This is a genomic window from Allomuricauda sp. NFXS6 (assembly GCF_040148835.1).
Classification (GTDB): domain Bacteria; phylum Bacteroidota; class Bacteroidia; order Flavobacteriales; family Flavobacteriaceae; genus Flagellimonas.
On record NZ_JAGEMG010000012.1, the window covers coordinates 80,484 to 103,163 of the forward strand.

Here is a 22,680-nt window from a genome sequence, read left to right on the forward strand (position 1 = left end):
AATCTCAAATAGATTTTAGAGAAAAGATTATGCAAAGTTTCAGAACAGAGATAGAAAACCCAGTCGTAGAAAAGGACATCATTGAATTGGAGAAAAAAATCCGAGAGTTCAAAGGTGGAAATGTAGATGAAGAAAAATTTCGAAGTCTTCGTTTGGCCCGTGGTGTTTACGGACAGCGTCAGCAAGGTGTGCAAATGATTCGAATCAAGTTGCCTTACGGAAAGGTAAGCTCAAATCAATTGCTCCGGATTTCCGACGTTTCCGACGAATATTCCAGAGGACGATTGCATATCACTACCCGTCAGGACATTCAAATTCACTATGTGGATTTAGAACGCACCCCTGAGCTTTGGGCACAATTGGAAAGGGATGAAGTAACCATCCGGGAAGCTTGTGGAAATACGGTTCGTAATGTAACGGCTAGCGAAACGGCAGGAATCGATGTGGATGAGCCTTTCGACGTTTCTCCTTACGCGCAAGCGGTTTTCGAATATTTTTTAAGAAACCCCATCGGTCAGGAAATGGGACGAAAGTTCAAGGTTTCATTTTCTGCGAGTGATGCCGATACAGGACTTTCCTATATGCACGATCTCGGTTTTATCGCCAAAGTAAAAGATGGGAAAAGAGGGTTTAAAGTGATGTTGGCAGGTGGATTGGGTTCACAACCACGTCACGCCGATAAACTGTACAGCTTTTTGCCTACCGATAAAATTGTTCCATTGATGGAAGGCGTCATCCGTGTGTTTGATAGATACGGAGAGCGAAAAAGTAGAGCAAAAGCCCGTATGAAGTTTTTGTTGAAGGACATTGGGCTGGATGGTTTCAAAAAATTGCTCGAAGAAGAACAATTGGCCGTGCCGCATCAAACCTATTCCATCAATATTGCCGATTATCCTGAAGTAAAAGTAGCTGAGGTTGAAACACCGGAAGTTTCCATAGAGGACCAAGAAGCTTTCGAACAATGGAAGTCTACCAACTTGGTGCCTCAAAAGCAAGCAGGCTACGTGGCCATCGGCATCAAAGTACTTTTGGGTGATTTCTATACGGACAAAGCTCGTAAGTTGGCCAAACTGGTACAGGACTATGCCGCCGGTGAGATTCGTTTGTCCCTCAGGCAAAACATATTGATTCCTTATGTGAAAGAAGAATTGGTTCCTTTCTTTTACCAAGAACTAAAGAAATTAGGCTTTGCCGAAGCTGGTTACAACAAGGCTTTGGATATTACCGCTTGTCCAGGTACGGATACCTGTAATTTAGGTATTGCCAGCAGTACAGGAATCGCCGATGAGCTGGAACGGGTTATTAAAGCCGAATACCCACATTACATCAAAAATCCAGATGTTGTCATAAAAATCAGTGGCTGTATGAACGCATGCGGACAGCACAATATGGCCCACATCGGGTTCCAAGGAATGTCCGTAAGAACCAAGGATAAATTGGTGGCGCCTGCCCTTCAGGTTTTGTTGGGAGGAGGAAATTTTGGTGATGGTAAAGCAAGATTTGCCGATAAAGTTGCCAAAATCCCAAGTAAAAGAGGTCCACAAGCCTTGCGTCTCATTTTGGATGATTTTGAAGCCAACGGAAACGGATCATCCTTTACCGATTATTACGAGGAAAAAGGACAGATTTATTTCTATGATTTCCTTAAACCTTTAACGGATGTAGACAACCTGACCCAAGACGATTTTATCGATTGGGGCAATGAGGAAAAATATAAAAAAGAGATAGGAATCGGGGAATGTGCAGGTGTCATTGTTGACCTAGTGGCCACCTTGTTCTTGGAAAGCCAAGAGAAGATAGAAAATGCAGAAGAGGCCATCAATGAAGGAAAATGGGCGGCAAGTATTTACTACTCCTATCAATCCATTGTGAATTCTGCCAAGGCATTATTAACGGCGGAAAAAGTAAAGGTCAATACCCATGCAAGCATCATCAGGGATTTTGATAGGCTGTATGTGGAAGAAGGAAAAATAGCCTTCGAGGGCGGGTTTGGAGAAGTAGCCCTTCAGTTGAACAAGAACGAACCATCCGAAGCCTTTGCAAAAAGCTACTTGGAAGATGCAAAAACCGTATTAAAGAAGTTGGAGGCGTTCAGAAAAATGGAGTTGGAACATGTATAGCGGAAAGTTAACAGTAGTGGGTGCAGGCCCGGGCGATGTGGATTTGATAACGCTAAAAGGAGTTAAAGCCTTGCAGACGGCGGATGTGGTTTTGTACGATGCATTGGTGTCCACAGAGTTATTGGAGTATGCCCCGAATGCCGAAAAAATCTTTGTGGGAAAGCGCAAAGGATGCTATTCCTATCAACAAGAACAAATCAACGATTTGATTGTGGAACGTGCAACCCATGGATTACAAGTAGTCCGATTAAAAGGAGGTGACCCCTTTGTGTTTGGAAGAGGAGCGGAAGAAATGGAACACGCATCACGTTATGGCATTGAAGTGGCCGTGGTCCCTGGAATCTCATCCTCCGTATCGGTGCCGGCTTCCCAAAATATCCCCGTGACCAAAAGAGGTGCGGCCGAAAGTTTTTGGGTCATTACCGGAACTACCAAGGAACACAAATTGTCAAAAGATGTGGCCTTGGCGGCAAAATCCAACGCCACCGTGATTATCCTCATGGGAATGTCCAAACTTGGGGAAATCATGGAACTCTTCAAAGAAGAAGGAAAAAGAGAGATTCCAGTCGCCATTATTCAGAATGGAACTACGGAAAACGAAAAAATCGGTATTGGCACTGTTGCTTCAATTGAGCACAAGGCAAAGGAGCAGCAGTTGTCCAATCCTGCCATCATAGTTATTGGCGAAGTGGTGAACCACCGTCAAACAGTATTGGATATTCAAAACGAATATCAACATCAGGGAAAAAAATTGCTAGAGAATATATAAATCAAGATTCAGGTCAAATTATGTCACCCTGAGCGCAGTCGAAGGGGACTTCAAGACTATTTAAAAGGAGAATTATGATCAAAACAGATATCATTATAATCGGAGCAGGACCAACAGGATTGTTTACTGTATTTGAAGCAGGGTTGCTCAAGTTAAAATGTCATTTAATCGATGCTCTGGCTCAGCCTGGAGGGCAGTGCTCAGAAATCTATCCGAAGAAACCTATATATGATATTCCAGCCTACCCAGAAATTTTAGCAGGTACATTGGTGGATAACCTAATGGAACAGATCAAACCGTTCGAGCCTGGTTTTACCTTGGGAGAGCGTGCGGAAACCTTGGACAAGCAAGAGGACGGTTCCTATATCGTTACCACAAACAAAGGAACCCAACACCACGCACCGGTTGTTGTAATTGCCGGCGGACTTGGTTCTTTTGAGCCTAGGAAACCAATGATTCCAAACATTGGACTCTTTGAAAGCAAGGGGGTTGAGTATATGGTCAAAGACCCAGAAAAGTTCAGAGATAAAAAAGTGGTTATTTCAGGCGGTGGTGATTCTGCATTGGATTGGGCCATTTTCTTGGCCGATGTAGCTTCCGAAGTTTCCTTGGTACACCGTAGAAATGAATTCCGCGGAGCACTGGACTCTGTGGAAAAAGCGCGGGAACTGGCCAAATTGGGCAAGATTCAATTGTTCACCAAGGCCGAGGTAAAGGAAATCCATGGTAAAGACGATTTGCACGCCGTTGTCATCAAGTACAACGATGAAGACAAGGAAGCATCGTATGTGGAAACCGATTTCTTTATCCCATTGTTCGGATTGTCACCAAAATTGGGCCCATTGGGCAATTGGGGACTGGAAATAGAAAAAAATGCCATCAAGGTGAACAATGCCAAGGATTACCAGACCAATCTCCCAGGGGTGTTCGCCATTGGGGATGTCAATACGTATCCAGGCAAGTTGAAGTTGATTCTGTCCGGATTCCACGAAGCAGCCGTAATGTGTCAATTTGCCTATCAAATCATAAATCCGGATAAGCGATATGTGATGAAATATACCACTGTTGGAGGTGTACAAGGATTTGATGGCTCTAAAAAAGAAGCAAAAAAAGAAGTGGTGCAAAGCATCAATTAGATATTATTTGTTTTAGAAGCGAAAATGCCTTCCGAAAGCGATTTTGGAAGGTTTTTTTGCTTTTCACTAAGGAGTGCCGTTTCTTTGTAGTTCAGTTCATTTATAAATTGATGGTGTTATCAAGAAAGGTGGAGGGATTGGACCCTGTGAAGCCTTAGCAACCCTCGACTTCGAGAAGGTGCTACATTCTACCCTTGTCTTGAACTGGTTTTCAAGGCGTTTTAGGAAGTTTAACCTGTAAGGGGAAGGATAACGTAAAGTATTCAGCACAGTACCTACGCACTTTTCTTGATTGCACTACATCCTTTTTTTTGAAGGGAAATCGTACTATGGAAAAAATTGAAGACATATTGAAGAAGCGAATTTTAGTACTGGATGGGGCCATGGGCACCATGTTGCAGCGCTATAAATTCCAAGAAGCTGATTTTAGGGGAGAGCGATTCAAAGATTGGCTCAGTGATTTGCAGGGAAATAACGATTTATTGTCCTTGACGCAGCCAGAGGCCGTTAAAGAAGTCCATCGGAAATTTTTGGAAGCAGGTGCCGATATTATCGAGACCAATACCTTTTCCGGTACCACCATAGCCATGGCTGACTATGGCATGGAAGAATTGGTGTGCGAACTGAATTATGAATCGGCGAAGCTCGCCAAGGAAGTTGCCCAAGAATTCACGGAAAAAGACCCAAGCAAGCCTAGATTTGTGGCAGGAAGTATAGGGCCAACAAACAAAACGGCCAGTATGTCCCCAGATGTGAACGACCCAGGTTTCCGAGCCATATCTTTTGATGAACTCCGAATAGCCTACAAACAACAAGTAGAGGCATTACTGGATGGTGGGGTCGACCTGCTACTGGTCGAGACCATTTTTGATACCCTCAATGCAAAAGCGGCACTTTTTGCCATCGAAGAAGTGAAAGACGAACGAAATATGGAAGTCCCTGTGATGGTCAGTGGTACCATTACCGACGCTTCGGGAAGAACATTGTCCGGACAAACGGCAGAGGCCTTTTTGATTTCCATTTCCCATATTCCCATTTTATCCGTTGGATTCAATTGTGCTTTGGGAGCCAAACAATTGGTGCCCCATTTGGAGGTGGTTTCAGCAAAATCAGCATATGCCATTTCGGCGCACCCGAATGCAGGATTGCCCAACGCCTTTGGCGAATACGACGAAACGCCTGAGCAGATGGCCGTCCAGATCAAAGAATATGTGGAAAAAGGATTGGTGAACATTGTCGGCGGATGCTGCGGTACCACTCCAGAACATATTAAGGCCATTGCCGATGTGGTAAAGGATTATGAACCTAGAAAACTTTTTGACTCCAGCATAGTTTAAGTTTATGGCAACGAACAACGAAAAACGATACTTAAAACTCTCAGGCCTCGAGCCCTTGGTCATTACCCCGGAAAGTAATTTCATCAATGTGGGGGAGCGTACCAATGTGGCAGGTTCCAAGCGGTTTTTGAGGCTCATTAAAGAAGAAAAGTTCGACGAAGCCTTGGATGTTGCCCGAGATCAGGTGGAGGGTGGTGCCCAGATCATCGATGTGAATATGGATGATGGCTTGATCGATGGCAAGGAGGCGATGGTCAAGTTCTTGAACCTTATCGTTTCTGAGCCCGATATTGCCCGAGTACCCATAATGATCGATAGTTCCAAATGGGAGATCATCGAGGCTGGACTGCAGGTGGTACAAGGTAAATGCGTGGTGAACTCCATCAGTTTAAAGGAAGGAGAAGACGAATTTATCCGCCACGCCAAGTTGATCAAGCGATATGGAGCAGCCGTAATAGTGATGGCCTTTGATGAGGTCGGTCAAGCGGATAACTTGGAGCGTCGGATTGAAATTGCCAAGCGGTCTTACGATGTGTTGGTCAATAAAGTAAACTTCCCACCAGAAGATATCATTTTCGATTTAAACATTTTTCCTGTGGCCACGGGAATGGAAGAGCACAGGCGCAATGCCGTGGATTTTATTGAGGCCACGCGTTGGGTAAAGGAAAATCTTCCGTATTGCAGTGTGAGTGGGGGAGTGAGCAATGTTTCTTTTTCGTTTAGGGGGAATAACCCTGTGCGCGAAGCGATTAACTCAGCTTTTTTGTTCCACGCCATTAAAGCAGGGATGAACATCGGGATTGTAAACCCGACGATGTTGGAGGTGTATGATGACATTCCAAAGGATTTGCTGGAATACGTGGAAGATGTATTGTTGGACAGGCGGGATGATGCCACAGAAAGGCTGTTGGAGTTCGCAGAGACTGTTGTGGGCACCAAAAGAGAATCCAAAGTCGACCTGTCTTGGAGGGAAGAGCCCCTTCAGGATCGTATTACCCGTGCCTTGGTCAAGGGAATAGACCAATACATCATTGAAGATGTGGAAGAAGCCCGTCAACAGGCCGCCAAACCCTTGCACGTAATCGAGGGCAACTTAATGACAGGTATGAATGTGGTCGGGGATTTGTTCGGAAGCGGAAAAATGTTCTTGCCCCAAGTAGTGAAATCTGCTCGGGTGATGAAAAAGGCCGTGGCCTACCTTACCCCGTTTATTGAAGCGGCGAAGGATGAAAAGTCAAAACCGGCGGGAAAGATATTAATGGCAACGGTGAAAGGAGATGTGCACGATATTGGAAAGAACATTGTAAGTGTTGTATTGGCCTGTAACAACTATGCCATTGTGGATATGGGAGTTATGGTGCCGCCCGAAAAAATCATCAATAAGGCAAAGGAAGAACAAGTGGATATAATCGGTTTGAGCGGATTGATCACCCCTTCTTTGGACGAAATGGTGTTTTTGGCCAAGGAGATGGAACGCCAGAACTTTGATGTGCCTCTTTTAATCGGGGGAGCCACAACCAGCAAGGCCCATACTGCGGTAAAAATCGACCCGAAATACAGTCAAGCTGTGGTGCACGTGAACGATGCGTCCAGAGCGGTAACGGTGGTGGGGGATTTACTTCAGGATAAAACTTCTGCGGGTTATAAAAAATCCATCAAACTGGATTACGAGAGTTTCAGGGATAAGTTTTTGAAACGCGGCAAGCAAAAGGAATATTTGACCTTGGAACAGGCCAGAAAGAACAAGCTTCAAATCGAGTGGAATCCATCGGACATTAAAAAACCAAACCAATTGGGCATTGAAGTTTGGAAAGATTTTGATTTGAACAAATTGGAAGAATATATCGATTGGTCCCCGTTCTTCCGAAGCTGGGATTTGCACGGAAAATATCCCGATATTTTGACCGATGAGGTCGTTGGAGAGCAAGCCAAAGAACTTTTTGCCGATGCCCAAGAGCTTTTGAAAAAAGTGTTGGATGAAAAACTTTTGAAGGCCAAAGCTATTTTTGGACTGTTTCCTGCCAATCAAATTGATGAGGATGATATAGAAGTGCGTATGTCACCTCGAGCGCAGTCGAGAGGTAGAGAGAAAAATAAAGCTTCTTCAGATTTCTCGACTGCGCTCGAAATGACGGATGAAGCAGAAACCTTCATTTTTAGAACCCTTCGTCAACAGTTGAAAAAGCGTGAGGGAGTTCCCAATATCGCATTGGCAGATTTTATCGCCCCAAAAGATTCGGGGATTCAGGATTACATAGGCTGCTTTTGCGTAAGTACAGGATTTGGAACACAGGAATTGGCCGCTGATTTCGAAAAAAATCACGATGATTACAATTCCATCATGATCAAAGCTTTGGCCGATAGATTTGCGGAAGCTTTTGCAGAGTATCTGCATAAAGAAGTGCGAACCAAATATTGGGGCTACGCGGTCGATGAAAACTTGGACAACACGGAGCTGATCAAGGAAAAATACCAAGGAATACGTCCAGCGCCAGGGTACCCGGCCTGTCCGGACCACTTGGAGAAACTCACCATTTGGGATATGATGGAGGTAGAAGAGAAAATAGGGGTAAAGCTGACCGATAGTTTGGCCATGTGGCCTGCTGCCAGTGTTAGCGGCTATTATTTTGGACACCCACAGGCCAAATATTTTGGATTGGGAAAAATAAAGCAAGATCAGGTTCAGGATTTTGCTGAACGAAAAAATATGAAACTGGAGGAGGCCCAAAAATGGCTGGCTCCCAATATTGTTGATGAATAACCAATGAAAATTACCGACCACATAAAAAAAGCAAACGGAGAGACCCTTTTCAGTTTTGAAATAGTGCCGCCCGTAAAAGGAAAGAGCATCCAAGAGTTGTACAAAAATATCGATCCTTTGATGGAGTTCAAGCCTCCGTTTATTGATGTGACCACTTCCAGGGAAGAGTATGTCTACAAAGAGAAAGATGGACTGTTGGACAAAAAATTGACTCGTACCCGTCCAGGGACTTTGGGCATTTGTGCCTCATTGAAACATAAATATAATGTGGACACGGTACCTCATGTGCTTTGTGGTGGTTTTACCAAAGAGGAGACCGAATATTTATTGGTGGACTGTCAATATCTGGAAATTGAAAATGTGATGGCGCTTCGTGGTGATGCCCGAAAAGAGGAAAAATATTTTACGCCCACCAAAGGTGGACACCAGTACGCTACGGACTTGGTGGAGCAGATACAAAACATCAACGAGGGTAATTATTTGCACGATACCATTGAATCCAGCGATTTGAGTAGTTTTTGCATTGGTGTGGCAGGTTATCCTGAAAAGCATATGGAAGCACCCTCTTTGCAATCCGATTTGAAGCGTTTGAAGCAAAAAGTGGATTTAGGAGCGGATTATGTGGTAACACAGATGTTTTTTGATAATCAGAAATTCTTCGCCTTTGTAAAAGAGGCACGCGAAATGGGCATCGATGTGCCGATTATCCCGGGGATAAAACCCATTGCCGTTAAAAGACACCTCCAATTACTGCCACAAGTATTTCGAGTAGATCTTCCACAAGATCTTATTGATGCGGTCGAGGGCTGCAATAACAACAAGGAAGTGCGGCAAGTTGGAATAGCGTGGGCCATTCAGCAGTCCAAGGAATTGAGGGAAGCAGGTGTTCCTGTGCTGCATTATTATTCCATGGGAAAATCGGATAATGTCGAGGCTATAGCCAAGGAACTTTTTTAAAGATGTCGTTCTGAGGAAGCGTTGCGACCGCAGAATCTCAAAGAAATTTCATATAAAAAGTAAGCCTGTTTTATGGAATGGATTCTTCACTGCGTTCAGAATGACAAGCTTATTCTTTAGGATAATTTTCCATTTGATGATTAAAGGAGTTTTTTAATTTGCCTACTTTAGCGCCCCATGAGGCACCTACTTTATTTGGTATTGCTGCTATGTTTTTGCTGTGGATTCTCACAAGAGGGGGATGTTCCAAAAAAATATACCTTGGATATCAGCCAGTTCTATGGTTCCATCCTGTTGCACAATCCCGATATTTCCCACCTGATCACCAATCATCCGGGAGGTGTTATTTTGGGATTTAACCGTAAACGCTACGGTCACCAAGATTGGGAAGCCGATTTGGGTTACCCAGATACAGGTTTTTCTTTTGTTTATCAGGATATGAACAATGCAACCCTTGGCAAACATTTCGGGTTGTACGCACATTATAATTTTTATTTTTTCAAGCGAAACCTTCAAATCAGAATAGCACAAGGTGTTTCATACAACACCAACCCGTACGATAAAAATGAAAACTTTAGGAACAACGCCTATGGGAGCCATCTGTTGAGTTCTACCATGGTAATGCTAAACTATCATAAGGAGAATATAGTGGCTGGATTGGGTTTTAAAGCGGGAATATCCTTGCTGCATTATTCCAATGCCAATTTTAAAGCCCCAAATACATCAACCAATACGCTGGCCTTTAATTTTGGACTCACTTACGATTTAAACAAGGGTGAGGCCTATGAATACCTCGCCCCTAAAGCAAAAGAAAAGATTACCGAACCGATTCGCTATAATTTGGTGCTCCGAGGAGGGGCCAACGAGAGCGACGTAATCAACATGGGTCGTTATGGTTTTGCCATTGTTTCGGCCTATGCCGATAAACGTTTGGGGAAACGAAGTGCGATTCAGTTGGGAACAGATGTATTCTTTTCCAATTTCCTAAAGGAATTGATTCGATATCAGTCAATCTCCTTTCCAGAATTGGATGTGGATGCCGATACGGATTATAAACGCGTAGGTTTGTTCTTGGGCCATGAACTTTTTGTGAACAAACTAAGTGTGGTGACACAATTGGGGTACTACGTGTACTATCCATTTGATTTTGAAGGCAGAATGTACAACCGCATCGGGTTGAAGCGATATTTTGGCGATAAGGTTTTTGGAGCGGTCACTTTAAAATCACATGGGGCAAAAGCAGAGGCCATCGAATTTGGAATAGGAATCAGGTTATAGTATTGAGATGTTAGAATTTAGAAGTTTATTTCCGTTAAAGAATGTCACCTCGAGCGCAGTCGAGAGGTGCTTTTTGTTGGCAATATCTCTAATGCTGATTTCCTGCAATGGCGACAACGTTCCAGATTGTTTTCAAAATGCAGGCGATATGGTGCGGCGGCCAGTTGATGTATCCGAATTTGAAACCATTACGGTCTTTGAAAACCTGAATGTAGTTTTAAAACAAGGTGATGAGCAACTGGTTGAAGTGGAAACAGGTGAATATCTCTTAAACGATTTTTCTGCTGTGGTGGAGGATAATCGCCTAGTGCTTAGAAATAAAAACAGTTGCAACTTTGTGAGGGATTACGGATTGACAACGGTGTACGTTACTTCTCCAAACATTACAGAAATCCGAAGCAGTACAGGTTTGCTGATTTCCAGTGATGGTATCTTGAATTTTCCAAGTATTAATTTGATAGCCGAAAGTTTTAATAATCCAGAGGCCGCTACAACCGATGGTTCGTTTGATTTGAATTTGAATTCAAACACGGTCAGAGTCGTGGTGAATGGCATAGCCTATTTCAAGTTGCGAGGAAATACGGAAAATTTCAATGTTACGGTAGCTGCCGGGGATTCAAGAATTGAAGCGGAGCGTCTAATTTCAGAAAATGTGAATGTCAACCACAGGGGCTCCAATGATGTTTTTGTGAATCCGCAACAACAATTGAGAGGGACACTACGTGGTACAGGCGATTTAATCAGTGTCAATACACCACCCGAAGTGGATGTGGAGGAGTTGTTTACTGGAAGATTGATTTTCCAAGACTAATGCAGCTTTTAACAAATGCAATAATCTTCAGCAAGATTAATATTTCTCGTTAATTTCGAAACTCAAACCTAAGATTTGGGAAATCTTATCGCACATATCAAAAACCTGTTTTCAACACCTCCAAAAGTCAAACCATTGGGCGGATTAAACGGCTTGGAAAAAGCGGATGTCCTTTTTCACAATCTGGTAGCAGAAAAAAAAGTGCCCGGTTTGGCCGTGACCATTTTGGATAGGGGTGAAAAGGTGCTTCAAAAAGGATATGGTTTTGCCGATTTGGAAAAGAGGATCCAAGTTGACCCAAAACATACGGTTTTCCGCATTGCCAGTATTTCTAAATGTATCACGGGATTGGCTTTGGGAAAAATGGTGGAGGATGGAATCGTGTATTTAGACGAATCCTTTTACACCTATGTGCCCGATTATCCTAAAAAGAAACATGATTTCACGCTGCGTCAATTGGCAAGTCATACCGCTGGGATTCGCGGGTATCGGGGCAAGGAATTTGCCTTGAATCAAGATTATTCCATCCAATCGGGAATAGAAATTTTTAAAAACGACCCCTTATTTTTTGAGCCCGGAACCAGTTATCTCTACAATAGTTTTGATTTTGTCTTGTTGTCCTTGGCTATGCAAGAAGCAAGCGGAATATCATTTCAACACTATGTAAAGGATAGTATTTTGATGCCTTTGGGATTGAAAAATACATTCCCACCACAAAAAAATGTCAGTTTGAGTCTTTCGACTACGCCCAAGATAAACTCACAAGTCGAGAACAAAGCAGAATTTTACACCAAAACATCTTTAAGTTTTAAGAAGGCCGTTCAGGTAAACAATGCTTACAAATTAGCAGGTGGCGGATATTTGTCCACCTGTGAAGATGTGGCGCAACTAGGACAGGCCATTTTAGAGCGCAAATTGCTAAAGGCAGTAACCTATGATGAATTATTGACATCTCAAATCATAGATGGTAAACCAACGTACTACGGCCTCGGGTTTCAAGTTAGCCAAGATGATCATGGCAGAGCATTTGTAGGACATGTTGGAAGTAGCGTTGGCGCATACACCAATCTTTTTATATATCCTGAACATCACAAGGTGGTTGCAATACTGATTAATTGCACCGATCCAAAAGTCCAATCTGTTTTGGAAGAGGCAATTGATTGTATTTTGAATTTGTGAACCTCAAGATTTTTGTGGAAATTTAATCCCAACACGGACAATTTTGAGACAGACGGGATCTTTATTCTTTTTACTTTTTTTGATGCTTACAGCAAGTACCTATGCTGGGAGTAATTTTTCTTTGGAAAAAGTTCTCTTGCAAGGCGACAGCATTGACCAAGGATTGACATCGAAAGAATGGAAGAAGTTTAAAAAGTTTGAAGCGCTCATCCATGCTTCGGCACTGACCGAAAATGAAAAGGAAAAAAAGTTAACTGGTTATGCGCGGGATTCCCTGAGAATATTGGAAGTGAAATTGACCGCTATTAAGGTTTTGGACGAAAAAAGTCTCTTGAACCGTGATATTGCCGAGAACCCATCCTATTATACTGATCTCTTGAAAGCGTTACGAAAAAGCAACATTTCCCCTTCGGAATATCTTTTTTTGGAAGAAAAGTTGGCCTATATCAACCAAGAAGCGGTAGCAGAGCAATTGAAATGGAGCAGACTTGTGAATGTTGGTTTAATTGGGCTTATCTTATTATTGACCTATATCGTTGTAAGGCAAAGAAAAGGACGGGACAAACCAATTTTGTCTGAGCTGAGCAAACAGGAAACTATGGTTCGCAACCTTATTCTTCAAGGTAAAAGCAATAAGGAAATTGCTACAGAACTATTCATTAGCCTTAGTACCGTAAAGAGCCACATTACCAATATCTACAGTAAATTAAATGTTGTCAATCGGCGGGAACTGTTCGAAAATAGTACTGGTACTAGCACCTAAATCAGACCTGCCGGGTTTCCTCCGAACCAATTTACCATGTTAATTTGTTTCAAAATTGAACTGTTTTGAAGCATTTAATCAAGATATTTTTTGTTTTCACTTTCCAATCAATGTTGATTGGGTGTTTGGAAAACAATAAACAATCAGTAAAGAACGACTGGGTAAGAGAAACAAAGGTTTCAAAATTGATTGAAAATGTAAATTTTGTTTTTCCTGAAAGCGGATATGCATTTGATCATAAGGAGGCGCTAATCAAACGAACTTTTGATGCCATCGAACACAACAAAAAGATTTTAAAAAAAGATGCTTTCAATGATACCATCTATGTTCGCGTTATGTCCTCAAGGGAGGAAATGTTCAAATATACAGGGACAAGGGCTACAGGAAATGCCTATCCATATTGGAGTACGGTCAATATAATATTAAAAGAAGATGAAACAAAACCTCCAATAGAGCACGAACTGATGCATTTGATGGCTAGTATGGATTGGGATTATCCTAAAAATAGTAGCTCTTGGATCAACGAAGGTATAGCAACTTATGCTGCCAATAATTGTAACGGGTATACGGTGGCAGAAATTTATAGGTATCTCCTTGCAGAGAAGAAATTAATTTCAATAGAGGATTTTACTTCTGATTTTTATGGTCAGTCAGAAATGATTGCTTACCATCAATCGGGATATATTGTCCAGTATCTTTTGGAAAATTACAGTATAGAACAATTCAAGGAACTTTGGACAGAAGGATTTGAAAAATTTGAGGAAATCTATGGGCTTTCTTACTCAGAAATGCAAAGTGATTTGCAAAAAGAAGTGTTAGAAAAATATTCTGAAAGCCCTAAAATAGATTGGAAAAAATTTAGCAAAGGCTGTTATTAAAATTTATATAGCATGAAACATATACTTATTTTTAAGTCTCTATTATTAGTAGGTACAATTAGTTCATCTCTTTTTGCCCAATCAAATGATTTTATTAAAGAATATTTGGAACGTTTGGAAAACTCCAAAGAATATTTAATCCTTGTCGCACAAAATATGCCTGAGGAAAAATATAGCTTTAAGGCAACACCGGAATCGATGAGCTTTGCCGAGCATTTAATGCATATTGCATGGGCAATGGATTGGCATACTCAGTCCCTGTTGGGCAGTCGTGAAGCAAGAGATTGGAATACTGATACCCAATTAAAAGTCGAGAACAAATCCAAAGAGGTAATGATTGCCACAGTTGAAAAAACTTTTGATGAGACCATAAAATTTATTTCAAACTTTGATTTGGACAAACTAGAGGACAGATTGGATTATTTTGATCTGGATAGAACAAAAAGACAAATCTTGTTATTGCTTTCCGATCACATAACGCACCACAGAGGACAGATGCTTGTAAATATGCGACTGAACGGACTAAAGCCACCTAGGTATGTTTTGTATCAATGATTGAATCAATATACATAAAAGGTGCATGAACTTATTTTGAAGTTGCCAATTCCTCCTCAATCTCCAATGCATATTTCTTGCACAAATCAAAAGTGTCGGTCACATCCTTCATAGTGGTTCTTGGATTGATCAGGCACATCCGTAGCACAATCTGCCCATTTAAAATGGTGGTGACGAGCAAAGCTTTGCGCGAGTCCACCACCTTTCCAGAAATGTATTGGTTGATTTTGTCCAATTCTTTCTCCGAATAATTTTTGCTTATGGGGTTGTACCTAAAATTGATGACCGCCAAGGTTGCAGGGAAAACGACTTCCCAACTTTTACTGCCCCGTAACATCGTTTCAACTTCTTCGGCTAAATCAATATTATAGGTGATAGCGTCTCGGAATTCTTTTAAACCGAAAGTTTTTAAGGACATATAAAACTTGAGGGCCCTGAACCTACGGGTCAATTGGATGCCATGGTCATAAAAATTGATTTCCGAAGTATTGCCCTCGATATCTCTTAAATATTCAGGCTTTTCGGTGAAGGTATGGCTAAGGTTTTTGTGGTTCCGCACCAAAAGGCAACCCATTTCATAGGGCTGGAAGAACCATTTATGAGGATCCACGGTCAAGGAATCCGCTTTTTCAATCCCTTTCATAGCTTGCTTACCTTTTTGGGATAGGATGGCCGCTCCCCCGTAGGCACCATCAATATGGAACCAGATATCCTCTTTCTTGCAAATTTTGCCCAATTCCATCAATGGGTCAACCGTCCCAGTGTTGGTAGTTCCCGCAGTAGCAATCAAACAGAAGGGATAAAGACCTTCCAATCTGTCTTTGGCGATGCAGTTTTTCAACTTGTTTACAGAAAACTTGAGTTCGCTGTCCGTAGGAATGATTCTAATCTGTTCTTTTTTGAAGCCCAGTACCCGAATGGCTTTAATGTTGGATGAGTGCGCTTGATCGGATAGATAAATGACCGCTTTGGAAAAATCATCACCACATTTTATTCGTCGGGCGGTAACAACTGCGGTAAGATTGGCCATGGAACCTCCACTGGTAAAGATGCCACCTCCTTTTTTCTTGGGAAAACCAAAAATCTTCAACAGCCATTGGATGGTTACAATTTCCAGTTCGGCAGCTGCAGGACTGGCAGCCCATCCTCCAGAAAAGATGTTGTAGCCAGTTGCAAGCGCATCGGCCATAACACTCACATAGTTGCTAGGTCCAGGGACAAAAGAAAATGACTTTGGGTGAGCCATATTGGCGCTGTTGGTCATCACTTTTTCCAGTACGAAGTCGAGTACTTGGGTTGAATCGGCACCTTGTTCGGGAGCTTCCTCCAGAAACAAAGAGTCCATTTCTTCTCGTGAGCCTAAAGCCACGGGCAATTTTTGGTCTTGCGTAGCGTGATGTTCCACGATGGCATCAATAATCCGATACCCATAGCTTTTCATTTCTTCTTTGGAGAGTTCCAATCTGGCGGTATTCTTCTTCATAGGTCCTTTTTCTACTGAACCGCAAAAGTACCATATTTTCAACGGTTTTTTGTCAATTTCAGACCTTAGTCAAATCAAACAGAACAGGGAAAGGTTAAGAAGTAAGTTCGGTAAACAAGCTCTCCAGATTTTTGTTTTTTCTGCTGAGTTGGAGTGTTTTTAATTTATTGTCGTGAGCAAAATCGAACACTATGGGTCGCATATCTTTTGTAGTAGTGAAGGTAATTTCATAAACAAAACCACCGGTATTCTTCACCTTGGAAACATTGGGCATTTGCTGCAGCAATTGTTCTTCCACACGATAATCAAACTCCACTTCAATGATCTGTTCCTCTGCTTCGCGAAGTTCCTCCAGTTTTTTGTCGGCCACCAGTTTTCCTTTGTTGATGATGATTACCCGATCGCAAACGGCCTCAACCTCTTTCATGATATGCGTGGAGAGTAAAATGGTTTTCTCTTTGCCGATTTCCCGGATCAGTTTTCGGATCTCGATCAATTGGTTCGGGTCGAGTCCCGTGGTGGGTTCATCCAAGATCAAAACTTCGGGATCGTGAAGCAACGCAGCGGCAAGTCCTACACGCTGGCGGTATCCTTTGGATAGCTGCCCAATTTTTTTGTGGGCTTCGGGTGACAATCCTGTCTGTTCAATAATAGCATTGATTTTGGATTTGTCCACCTTGTACACATCTGCATTAAAGGCCAAATACTCTTTTACATACATTTCCAAGTATAGTGGATTGTGCTCTGGCAGATACCCGATACTTTTTTGAACGTCTTTTTCCGCCTCCAACACATCAAAACCATTTACAGCTGCTTTACCCTTATCCGCTTTATAAAAAGTGGTCAAAATTCGCATCATGGTGGATTTTCCGGCACCGTTTGGGCCTAAAAAACCTACGACTTCTCCCTTGTTTATGGTAAACGAAACATTGTTCAATGCTTTTTGCGAACCAAAGGTTTTTGTGATGTTCTGTACAGTGATGGACATTCAATATGATTTATGAACTCGTTGGACATTTTCAACATTGCTTAATTTAAAACCGTCAATTCGAGTGAAATTCCGAGGAATTTTATATCGAGAATCGTTTTTTTTATTTGAAATTCTGGTTCTCGATACAATTTTTATTTGGTTTCGACTTTAGTTCATCCTGAGCATAGACGAAGGGCTCAACCATCAAAAATCACTCGAACTGACAAATTTCAATCAAAATGTACAACTGTTCTGTTGATTCCAAAAATACACTTTTAGATGGTTTAATCCTTGGGTTTCAAAATCTAGGAAATGTGGTTTAGAAATGCTCAGGAGTAGTCGCGGAAATAGGAATTCTTAAAAAAGCATGGTTTCTGTAAAATAATATGCAGTGAAAATGTCTTTTTTGAAAAAAATCAAAAAAAATTTGGTAATGTCTGTGTGTTTCCGATTGAATACCTAAATTAGCCGACAATTAACAACGAAATGACAAACACGTATTTCTGGAACCGTTTTTATTTTTACTTCTTTTTTCAAAGAGGCACGGGACTATTGTAGATACGTTTAAAGTATAACCAATTTATAAAGTCCCGATACAATCGGGGCTTTTTTTTTGCAATGGAATTAAAAGTCGCCATACAAGGAATAAAAGGATCGAACCACCATCAAGTGGCCACGGATTTTTTCGGACAAAACATTGATTTGCTCGAATGCAACTCTTTTGATGCCGTTATCGACAGTTTACTGGATGGTGCTGCAGACAAAGGTATTATGGCCATCGAAAACTCAATCGCAGGTTCTATAATTCCCAATTATAATCTGGTTTATCATAATAATATCCACGTAATCGGGGAGCATTATCTCAACATTCACCATAACCTAATGGTGATGAAAGGGAGATCTTTTGATGATATCCAAGAAGTACATTCGCATCCTATGGCACTATTGCAGTGCAAAGAATTTTTTAAGGCACATCCACAGATCAAATTGGTGGAAAGTGTGGATACCGCGGAGACTGCGAAGCGCATCAATGAAGAAAACCTGGAACACATTGCTGCCATCGCTCCGAAAATGGCTGCCGAATTATACGATTTGGAAATTATTGCAGACAATATCCAGACCATTGTAAATAATTCCACGAGGTTCATTGTCCTTAAAAAACAAAACAAAGTGCTGCCAGAAGAGGAAATCAATAAGGCATCGTTACGATTTATAACCGACCATAAAAGAGGAAGTTTGGCCACGGTGTTGAACGTAATGAGCGATTGTAATATGAATATGACTAAAATTCAGTCCTTACCTGTAATCGAGACCCCTTGGAAATATGCCTTTTTCGTGGATGTAACTTTTGATAAATATGAGCATTTTGCCAAAACAAAATCTTTGTTGCAGATCATGGCCGAAGATTTCAGGGTTTTGGGAGAATATAAAAATGCATTGTTGTAATGGTAACAGCAGATAGATTAAATACCGTTCAGGAATACTACTTCTCCAAAAAATTACGAGAGGTAAGAGGATTGATTGCCGAAGGCAAGCCCATTATCAATATGGGGATTGGCAGTCCGGATTTGGCACCATCGCCACAGGTGTTGGAAACGCTTCGGGATTCTATAATCGAGGCGGGGGCACACCAATATCAAAGCTACCAAGGATTACCTCAGTTACGGGAGGCAATTGCCGACTTCTATCAGCAAAAGTTTGAAGTATCGGTAGATCCGAATGCGGAGATATTGCCTTTGATGGGTTCCAAGGAAGGAATCATGCATATTAGTATGGCCTTTTTGAACGAAGGAGATGAGGTGTTGTTGCCCAACCCGGGTTACCCAACCTATGCATCTGTTACCAATTTGGTGGGCGGTGTGCCGGTTACCTATGATTTGAAAGCGGAAAATGGTTGGTTTCCAGACTTGGAGGAGCTTTCCAAGAAAGACCTGTCCAAAGTGAAATTAATGTGGATCAGTTATCCACATATGCCCACCGGAGCTACTGCAACGATGGAGCAACTAAAGTCTCTTGTGGATTTTGCAAATGCCAACAATATTCTTCTGGTGAACGATAACCCATACAGCTTTGTACTCTCTAGTAACCCGACCAGTATTTTGTCTATCGAAGGAGCCAAAGACTGCACCTTGGAGCTTAACAGCTTGAGCAAGACCTTTAATATGGCAGGTTGGCGTGTGGGAATGGTGCTGGGCAATGCGGAACACATCAATGCGGTTTTAAAAGTGAAGAGCAATATGGATTCCGGAATGTTTTACGGCATTCAAAAAGGGGCTATCGCAGCCTTGCAAAGTGGACCGGAATGGTTCGAAGCTTTGGATAAGGTGTATACCAAAAGACGGGAATTGATGTTCCAATTGGCAGACAAATTGGGATGTACTTACGATAAAAATGCGGTGGGAATGTTTGTTTGGTGCAAATTGCCCAAAGGAGCTGAACCATCTGAAGAATTTATTGACAAGGTGTTGTACGATAAAGATATTTTCATTGCTCCGGGAACTATTTTTGGAAGCAATGGCGAAGGCTATATTCGTTTTTCCCTTTGTGTGAAAGAAGATAAAATCAAAGAAGCCATAGAAAGATTTTAGATTATGAAAGTAGTCGTCATAGGAGTTGGATTGATTGGTGGTTCTTTTGCAAAGGATGTAAAAAAACTGCATCCCGAAGCGGAAATCATTGGTGTGGATAAAAGTGAGGCCCATCTGGATGAAGCTTTACAACTTCAGATTATTGACAAGAAGAGCGATTATTCAGCTTTGGCAACAGCGGATTTGGTTTATGTAGGCATCCCGGTAAATGTTTTGGTCACAGAATTGCCAAAAATATTGGATGCTGCCGGAGATGAAACCGTAGTGATGGATGCAGGTTCTACCAAAAGATTGATTTGCGAACAAGTGGCAGAGCACCCCAAACGAAGAAATTTCATGGCTTGTCACCCCATCGCAGGTACCGAGTTTTCGGGACCAACAGCGGCATTTGAAGGATTGTACACGGGAAAGACGATGATAATCTGCGAAGTGGAGAAAACAGCCTTCAAGCTTCAGGAAAAAGCGTTGGCCATTTTTCAGGACATCGGCATGCGAATCCGGTACATGAACCCGGAGGCACATGATAAACATATCGCCTACGTATCCCATTTATCACACATTAGCTCTTTTATGTTGGGAAAGACGGTTATTGAGAAAGAAAAAAATGAGCGTGATATTTTTGACATGGCAGGGAGTGGTTTTGAGAGCACCGTTCGCTTGGCAAAAAGTTCGCCCGATATGTGGACTCCCATTTTTGAACAGAATAAAGACAATGTTGTGGAAACGTTGGAAGAATATATTCAGAACCTTACCAGGTTTAAGCAACTGATTTTGGACAACGATTTTGAAAATGTCCATCAAGAAATGAGCAATACCAATAGAATAAAACAAATACTAAAAGGAATACCACTTACAAAAAAATAGAGCGTATTATGGAAAACAAAAAGGAAATGAGGAAATGGTTGGATGACATGAATTTGGGTCATCCCTTGGTAGTAGCTGGTCCGTGCAGCGCGGAAACCGAAGAGCAAGTTCTGAAAATAGCACACGAGCTCAAGGATACCGATGTGAGCTATTACCGTGCTGGAATCTGGAAACCAAGAACTCGTCCAGGAAATTTTGAAGGAGTTGGAGCCATTGGATTAAAGTGGTTGCAAAAAGTAAAAGAAGAAACAGGTCTAAAAACAGCTACGGAAGTAGCCAACAGGGCACACGTTGACCTTGCCTTGGAGCACGATGTGGATTTGTTGTGGATAGGAGCACGCTCTACCGTTAGTCCATTTATTGTTCAAGAAATTGCCGATGCCCTGGAAGGGACCGATAAAATTGTTTTGGTAAAGAACCCAGTGAATCCAGACCTTTCACTTTGGTTGGGTGCCGTGGAGCGTTTGCACTCCGCCAATATTGAAAAATTAGGCGTGATTCACAGAGGTTTCTCCACGTACGAAAAAACCAAATACCGTAATATTCCGGAGTGGCAATTGGCCATTGAGTTGCAAACCAAATTTCCTGATTTGCCCATCATAAACGATCCAAGTCACATTACAGGAAAACGCGACATGGTTTTTGATGTATCGCAAACGGCTTTGGATCTGAACTTTGATGGTTTGATGATCGAAACGCATTACGATCCCGACAATGCATGGAGTGATGCTGCCCAGCAGGTAACCCCGAAAACTTTGGTTCAGATGATGAAAGATTTACGCATAAGAAAAGAAACCAATGAGGAAGCCGAATACCAGAACAATTTGAGCAATCTAAGAGCTCAGATTGATATTTTGGACAATCAATTGATCGATCTAATGGGCAAACGAATGAAGGTTTCCGATGGAATTGGCGAGTTGAAGAAACAGAAGAACGTAGCGGTGCTCCAAAGCAACCGTTGGAACGCCATTTTGGGCAATATGATCTTGGAAGGTGAACAACGTGGATTGAGCGAGGAGTTTGTCTTGAAAATGTTCAAGGCCATTCACCAGGAATCCATCAACCACCAAGAAAAAATCATCAACGCATAGACGTTTTTTTTAGTTGAATTTCCGTAATCAACCATATAAACAAAAAGTTGTCAGGTCGAGCGCAGTCGAGACCTCATTTTTAAGACGTTGGGCCCAATAACTTTTTGACTGCTGGAAGGGTCAGTGCATTATGGTTGATTGCGGACAATCAGTTTTTTAATCAGGATTATTGAAGAACTATTTGTGACTTTGGTTAAATTCCAGGGCTGCAAATAGTTTTTTGTTTCAAAACTGTAACAATCAGGGAAAGGGGTCATCTTTGTGGAACAAAAACACGCTATCATGAAAAAAATATACGCGCTAGGCTTTCTTTTGCTTCCCTTGGTTATGTTTTCACAACGAATCCTTGATAAGGAAGTCGGGGAATTCAACAAAATCAAGGTTTTTGATTTAATCGAAGTCAATTTGATCCAATCCGATGAGAACAAAATCATGATCAAAGGCTGGAATGTCCATGATATTAAATGGACCAATAAAAATGGAACCTTGAAACTTAGAATGCAGTTGGACAAAAAGTTCCAGGGCGAGGACACCATGATCGAAGTCTACTATACCAATTTGGACGTTATCGATGGCAACGAAGGTGCCCAGATTACCTGTAACGAGATGGTAAAGAAAAGTAAAATTGAACTTCGGGCCCAAGAAGGGGCAGCCATCCGAATTGGAATGGATGTGGATTATGCCGATATACGTGCGGTAACGGGTGGTATTGTTCAAGCCTCAGGTTTGGCAAAAAACCAAACGATAGTTATCAATACCGGTGGTGTTTTTGAAGGAAGAGAACTAAGGACCTCCACAACCGATGTTAAAATTTCAGCGGGAGGAGAAGCAGATGTGTTTGCTTCAGAGCTGGTCGATATTAATGTAAAGGCGGGCGGTGACGTATATGTCTACGGAAATCCAGAAACAGTCCATAAAAAAACTTTTGTGGGCGGAAGAGTCTACTTTAAAGATTAATGAAATTTGTTGTCATAAAAAGCCCTCCAATACCGGAGGGCTTTTTTTGTTTTTTTTGACCCGTCCTGAAATAAGTTGACAACAATTCGACTTATTTATGGAATCATCAACAAACAAAACAGTTAAGCGGACCCAAAAGGATTACAACTTAGGCTTTAAATTGGCAGTAGTATCCCAGGTGGA

At 41.9% G+C, this 22,680-nt stretch carries 19 protein-coding genes and 1 riboswitch; of the genes, 17 read left to right on the top strand and 2 right to left on the bottom strand.

Features of this window, described 5'->3' with window-relative positions; all coding sequences use genetic code 11:
• Positions 1-29 precede the first annotated feature (29 nt).
• From J4E06_RS16030 to J4E06_RS16085, 12 genes are all read left to right on the top strand, one after another.
• Positions 30-2,120: a ferredoxin-like domain-containing protein gene (locus J4E06_RS16030; protein ID WP_349525005.1), complete on the top strand. Its 2,091-nt coding sequence runs from the start codon at positions 30-32 to the stop codon at positions 2,118-2,120.
• Positions 2,113-2,889, top strand: coding sequence for a uroporphyrinogen-III C-methyltransferase (gene cobA, locus J4E06_RS16035; protein ID WP_349525006.1), 777 nt, complete (start codon positions 2,113-2,115; stop codon positions 2,887-2,889). Before J4E06_RS16030 ends, cobA begins: the two co-directional genes overlap by 8 nt.
• A gap of 74 nt (positions 2,890-2,963) precedes the next feature.
• Entirely contained in the window at positions 2,964-4,025 is a 1,062-nt protein-coding gene (locus tag J4E06_RS16040; RefSeq protein ID WP_349525007.1) for an NAD(P)/FAD-dependent oxidoreductase, read from the top strand.
• Between the two features lie 113 nt (positions 4,026-4,138).
• A riboswitch (SAM riboswitch) is annotated at positions 4,139-4,281 on the top strand.
• A gap of 73 nt (positions 4,282-4,354) precedes the next feature.
• A complete protein-coding gene (locus J4E06_RS16045; RefSeq protein WP_349525008.1) occupies positions 4,355-5,362 on the top strand; it encodes a homocysteine S-methyltransferase family protein in 1,008 nt (335 codons plus the stop codon).
• A gap of 4 nt (positions 5,363-5,366) precedes the next feature.
• Positions 5,367-8,123, top strand: a complete 2,757-nt coding sequence (metH, locus tag J4E06_RS16050) for a methionine synthase (RefSeq protein ID WP_349525009.1) — start codon at positions 5,367-5,369, stop codon at positions 8,121-8,123.
• A 3-nt stretch (positions 8,124-8,126) separates the two neighbouring features.
• Entirely contained in the window at positions 8,127-9,080 is a 954-nt protein-coding gene (gene metF / locus J4E06_RS16055) for a methylenetetrahydrofolate reductase [NAD(P)H] (protein ID WP_349525010.1), read from the top strand.
• A 177-nt stretch (positions 9,081-9,257) separates the two neighbouring features.
• A complete protein-coding gene (locus tag J4E06_RS16060; protein ID WP_349525011.1) occupies positions 9,258-10,358 on the top strand; it encodes an acyloxyacyl hydrolase in 1,101 nt (366 codons plus the stop codon).
• A gap of 91 nt (positions 10,359-10,449) precedes the next feature.
• Positions 10,450-11,169 (top strand): head GIN domain-containing protein, encoded by a 720-nt coding sequence (locus J4E06_RS16065; protein WP_349525012.1) that lies wholly within the window; start codon positions 10,450-10,452, stop codon positions 11,167-11,169.
• A 75-nt stretch (positions 11,170-11,244) separates the two neighbouring features.
• On the top strand, positions 11,245-12,348 hold the full coding sequence (locus J4E06_RS16070) for a serine hydrolase domain-containing protein (RefSeq protein WP_349525013.1): 1,104 nt from the start codon (positions 11,245-11,247) through the stop codon (positions 12,346-12,348).
• Between the two features lie 43 nt (positions 12,349-12,391).
• Positions 12,392-13,111: a response regulator transcription factor gene (locus tag J4E06_RS16075; RefSeq protein ID WP_349525014.1), complete on the top strand. Its 720-nt coding sequence runs from the start codon at positions 12,392-12,394 to the stop codon at positions 13,109-13,111.
• Positions 13,112-13,176: 65 nt separating this feature from the next.
• A complete protein-coding gene (locus J4E06_RS16080; protein WP_349525015.1) occupies positions 13,177-13,989 on the top strand; it encodes a peptidase MA family metallohydrolase in 813 nt (270 codons plus the stop codon).
• A 12-nt stretch (positions 13,990-14,001) separates the two neighbouring features.
• The gene (locus J4E06_RS16085) at positions 14,002-14,544 is read left to right on the top strand and encodes a DinB family protein (RefSeq protein WP_349525016.1); all 543 of its coding nucleotides are present in this window, start codon (positions 14,002-14,004) and stop codon (positions 14,542-14,544) included.
• Between the two features lie 31 nt (positions 14,545-14,575).
• On the opposite strand, the gene J4E06_RS16090 is transcribed toward J4E06_RS16085, so the two are convergent.
• Positions 14,576-16,027 carry a pyridoxal phosphate-dependent decarboxylase family protein gene (locus J4E06_RS16090; protein ID WP_349525017.1) on the bottom strand — a complete coding sequence of 484 codons (1,452 nt, stop codon included), beginning with the start codon at positions 16,025-16,027 and terminating at the stop codon, positions 14,576-14,578.
• Positions 16,028-16,121: 94 nt separating this feature from the next.
• Positions 16,122-17,015, bottom strand: a complete 894-nt coding sequence (gene gldA, locus J4E06_RS16095; protein WP_349525018.1) for a gliding motility-associated ABC transporter ATP-binding subunit GldA — start codon at positions 17,013-17,015, stop codon at positions 16,122-16,124.
• A gap of 600 nt (positions 17,016-17,615) precedes the next feature.
• On the opposite strand from gldA, the gene J4E06_RS16100 reads away from it, so the two are divergent.
• The 5 genes from J4E06_RS16100 (at position 17,616) to J4E06_RS16120 (ending at position 22,497) form a co-directional block, all read left to right on the top strand.
• The gene (locus tag J4E06_RS16100) at positions 17,616-18,443 is read left to right on the top strand and encodes a prephenate dehydratase (RefSeq protein WP_349525019.1); all 828 of its coding nucleotides are present in this window, start codon (positions 17,616-17,618) and stop codon (positions 18,441-18,443) included.
• Positions 18,443-19,585, top strand: coding sequence for a pyridoxal phosphate-dependent aminotransferase (locus J4E06_RS16105; RefSeq protein WP_349525020.1), 1,143 nt, complete (start codon positions 18,443-18,445; stop codon positions 19,583-19,585). The genes J4E06_RS16100 and J4E06_RS16105 overlap by 1 nt, the downstream gene beginning before the upstream one ends.
• Before the next feature lie 3 nt (positions 19,586-19,588).
• Positions 19,589-20,449 (top strand): prephenate dehydrogenase, encoded by an 861-nt coding sequence (locus J4E06_RS16110; protein ID WP_349525021.1) that lies wholly within the window; start codon positions 19,589-19,591, stop codon positions 20,447-20,449.
• A gap of 8 nt (positions 20,450-20,457) precedes the next feature.
• Positions 20,458-21,540 carry a chorismate mutase gene (locus J4E06_RS16115; protein ID WP_349525022.1) on the top strand — a complete coding sequence of 361 codons (1,083 nt, stop codon included), beginning with the start codon at positions 20,458-20,460 and terminating at the stop codon, positions 21,538-21,540.
• A 282-nt stretch (positions 21,541-21,822) separates the two neighbouring features.
• Positions 21,823-22,497 (top strand): head GIN domain-containing protein, encoded by a 675-nt coding sequence (locus tag J4E06_RS16120; RefSeq protein ID WP_349525023.1) that lies wholly within the window; start codon positions 21,823-21,825, stop codon positions 22,495-22,497.
• The last annotated feature ends 183 nt before the right edge of the window (positions 22,498-22,680 follow it).

Bases quoted from the DNA above. Each gene is read 5' to 3' on its own strand.
- J4E06_RS16040 (WP_349525007.1), top strand. From the start codon at position 2,964: ATGATCAAAACAGATATCATTATAATCGGAGCAGGACCAACAGGATTG.
- J4E06_RS16120 (WP_349525023.1), top strand. From the start codon at position 21,823: ATGAAAAAAATATACGCGCTAGGCTTTCTTTTGCTTCCCTTGGTTATG.
- J4E06_RS16030 (WP_349525005.1), top strand. From the start codon at position 30: ATGCAAAGTTTCAGAACAGAGATAGAAAACCCAGTCGTAGAAAAGGAC.
- metF (WP_349525010.1), top strand. From the start codon at position 8,127: ATGAAAATTACCGACCACATAAAAAAAGCAAACGGAGAGACCCTTTTC.
- cobA (WP_349525006.1), top strand. From the start codon at position 2,113: ATGTATAGCGGAAAGTTAACAGTAGTGGGTGCAGGCCCGGGCGATGTG.
- J4E06_RS16100 (WP_349525019.1), top strand. From the start codon at position 17,616: ATGGAATTAAAAGTCGCCATACAAGGAATAAAAGGATCGAACCACCAT.
- J4E06_RS16045 (WP_349525008.1), top strand. From the start codon at position 4,355: ATGGAAAAAATTGAAGACATATTGAAGAAGCGAATTTTAGTACTGGAT.
- J4E06_RS16085 (WP_349525016.1), top strand. From the start codon at position 14,002: ATGAAACATATACTTATTTTTAAGTCTCTATTATTAGTAGGTACAATT.
- J4E06_RS16065 (WP_349525012.1), top strand. From the start codon at position 10,450: ATGCTGATTTCCTGCAATGGCGACAACGTTCCAGATTGTTTTCAAAAT.
- J4E06_RS16105 (WP_349525020.1), top strand. From the start codon at position 18,443: ATGGTAACAGCAGATAGATTAAATACCGTTCAGGAATACTACTTCTCC.
- J4E06_RS16115 (WP_349525022.1), top strand. From the start codon at position 20,458: ATGGAAAACAAAAAGGAAATGAGGAAATGGTTGGATGACATGAATTTG.
- gldA (WP_349525018.1), bottom strand. From the start codon at position 17,015: ATGTCCATCACTGTACAGAACATCACAAAAACCTTTGGTTCGCAAAAA.
- J4E06_RS16090 (WP_349525017.1), bottom strand. From the start codon at position 16,027: ATGAAGAAGAATACCGCCAGATTGGAACTCTCCAAAGAAGAAATGAAA.
- J4E06_RS16060 (WP_349525011.1), top strand. From the start codon at position 9,258: ATGAGGCACCTACTTTATTTGGTATTGCTGCTATGTTTTTGCTGTGGA.
- metH (WP_349525009.1), top strand. From the start codon at position 5,367: ATGGCAACGAACAACGAAAAACGATACTTAAAACTCTCAGGCCTCGAG.
- J4E06_RS16110 (WP_349525021.1), top strand. From the start codon at position 19,589: ATGAAAGTAGTCGTCATAGGAGTTGGATTGATTGGTGGTTCTTTTGCA.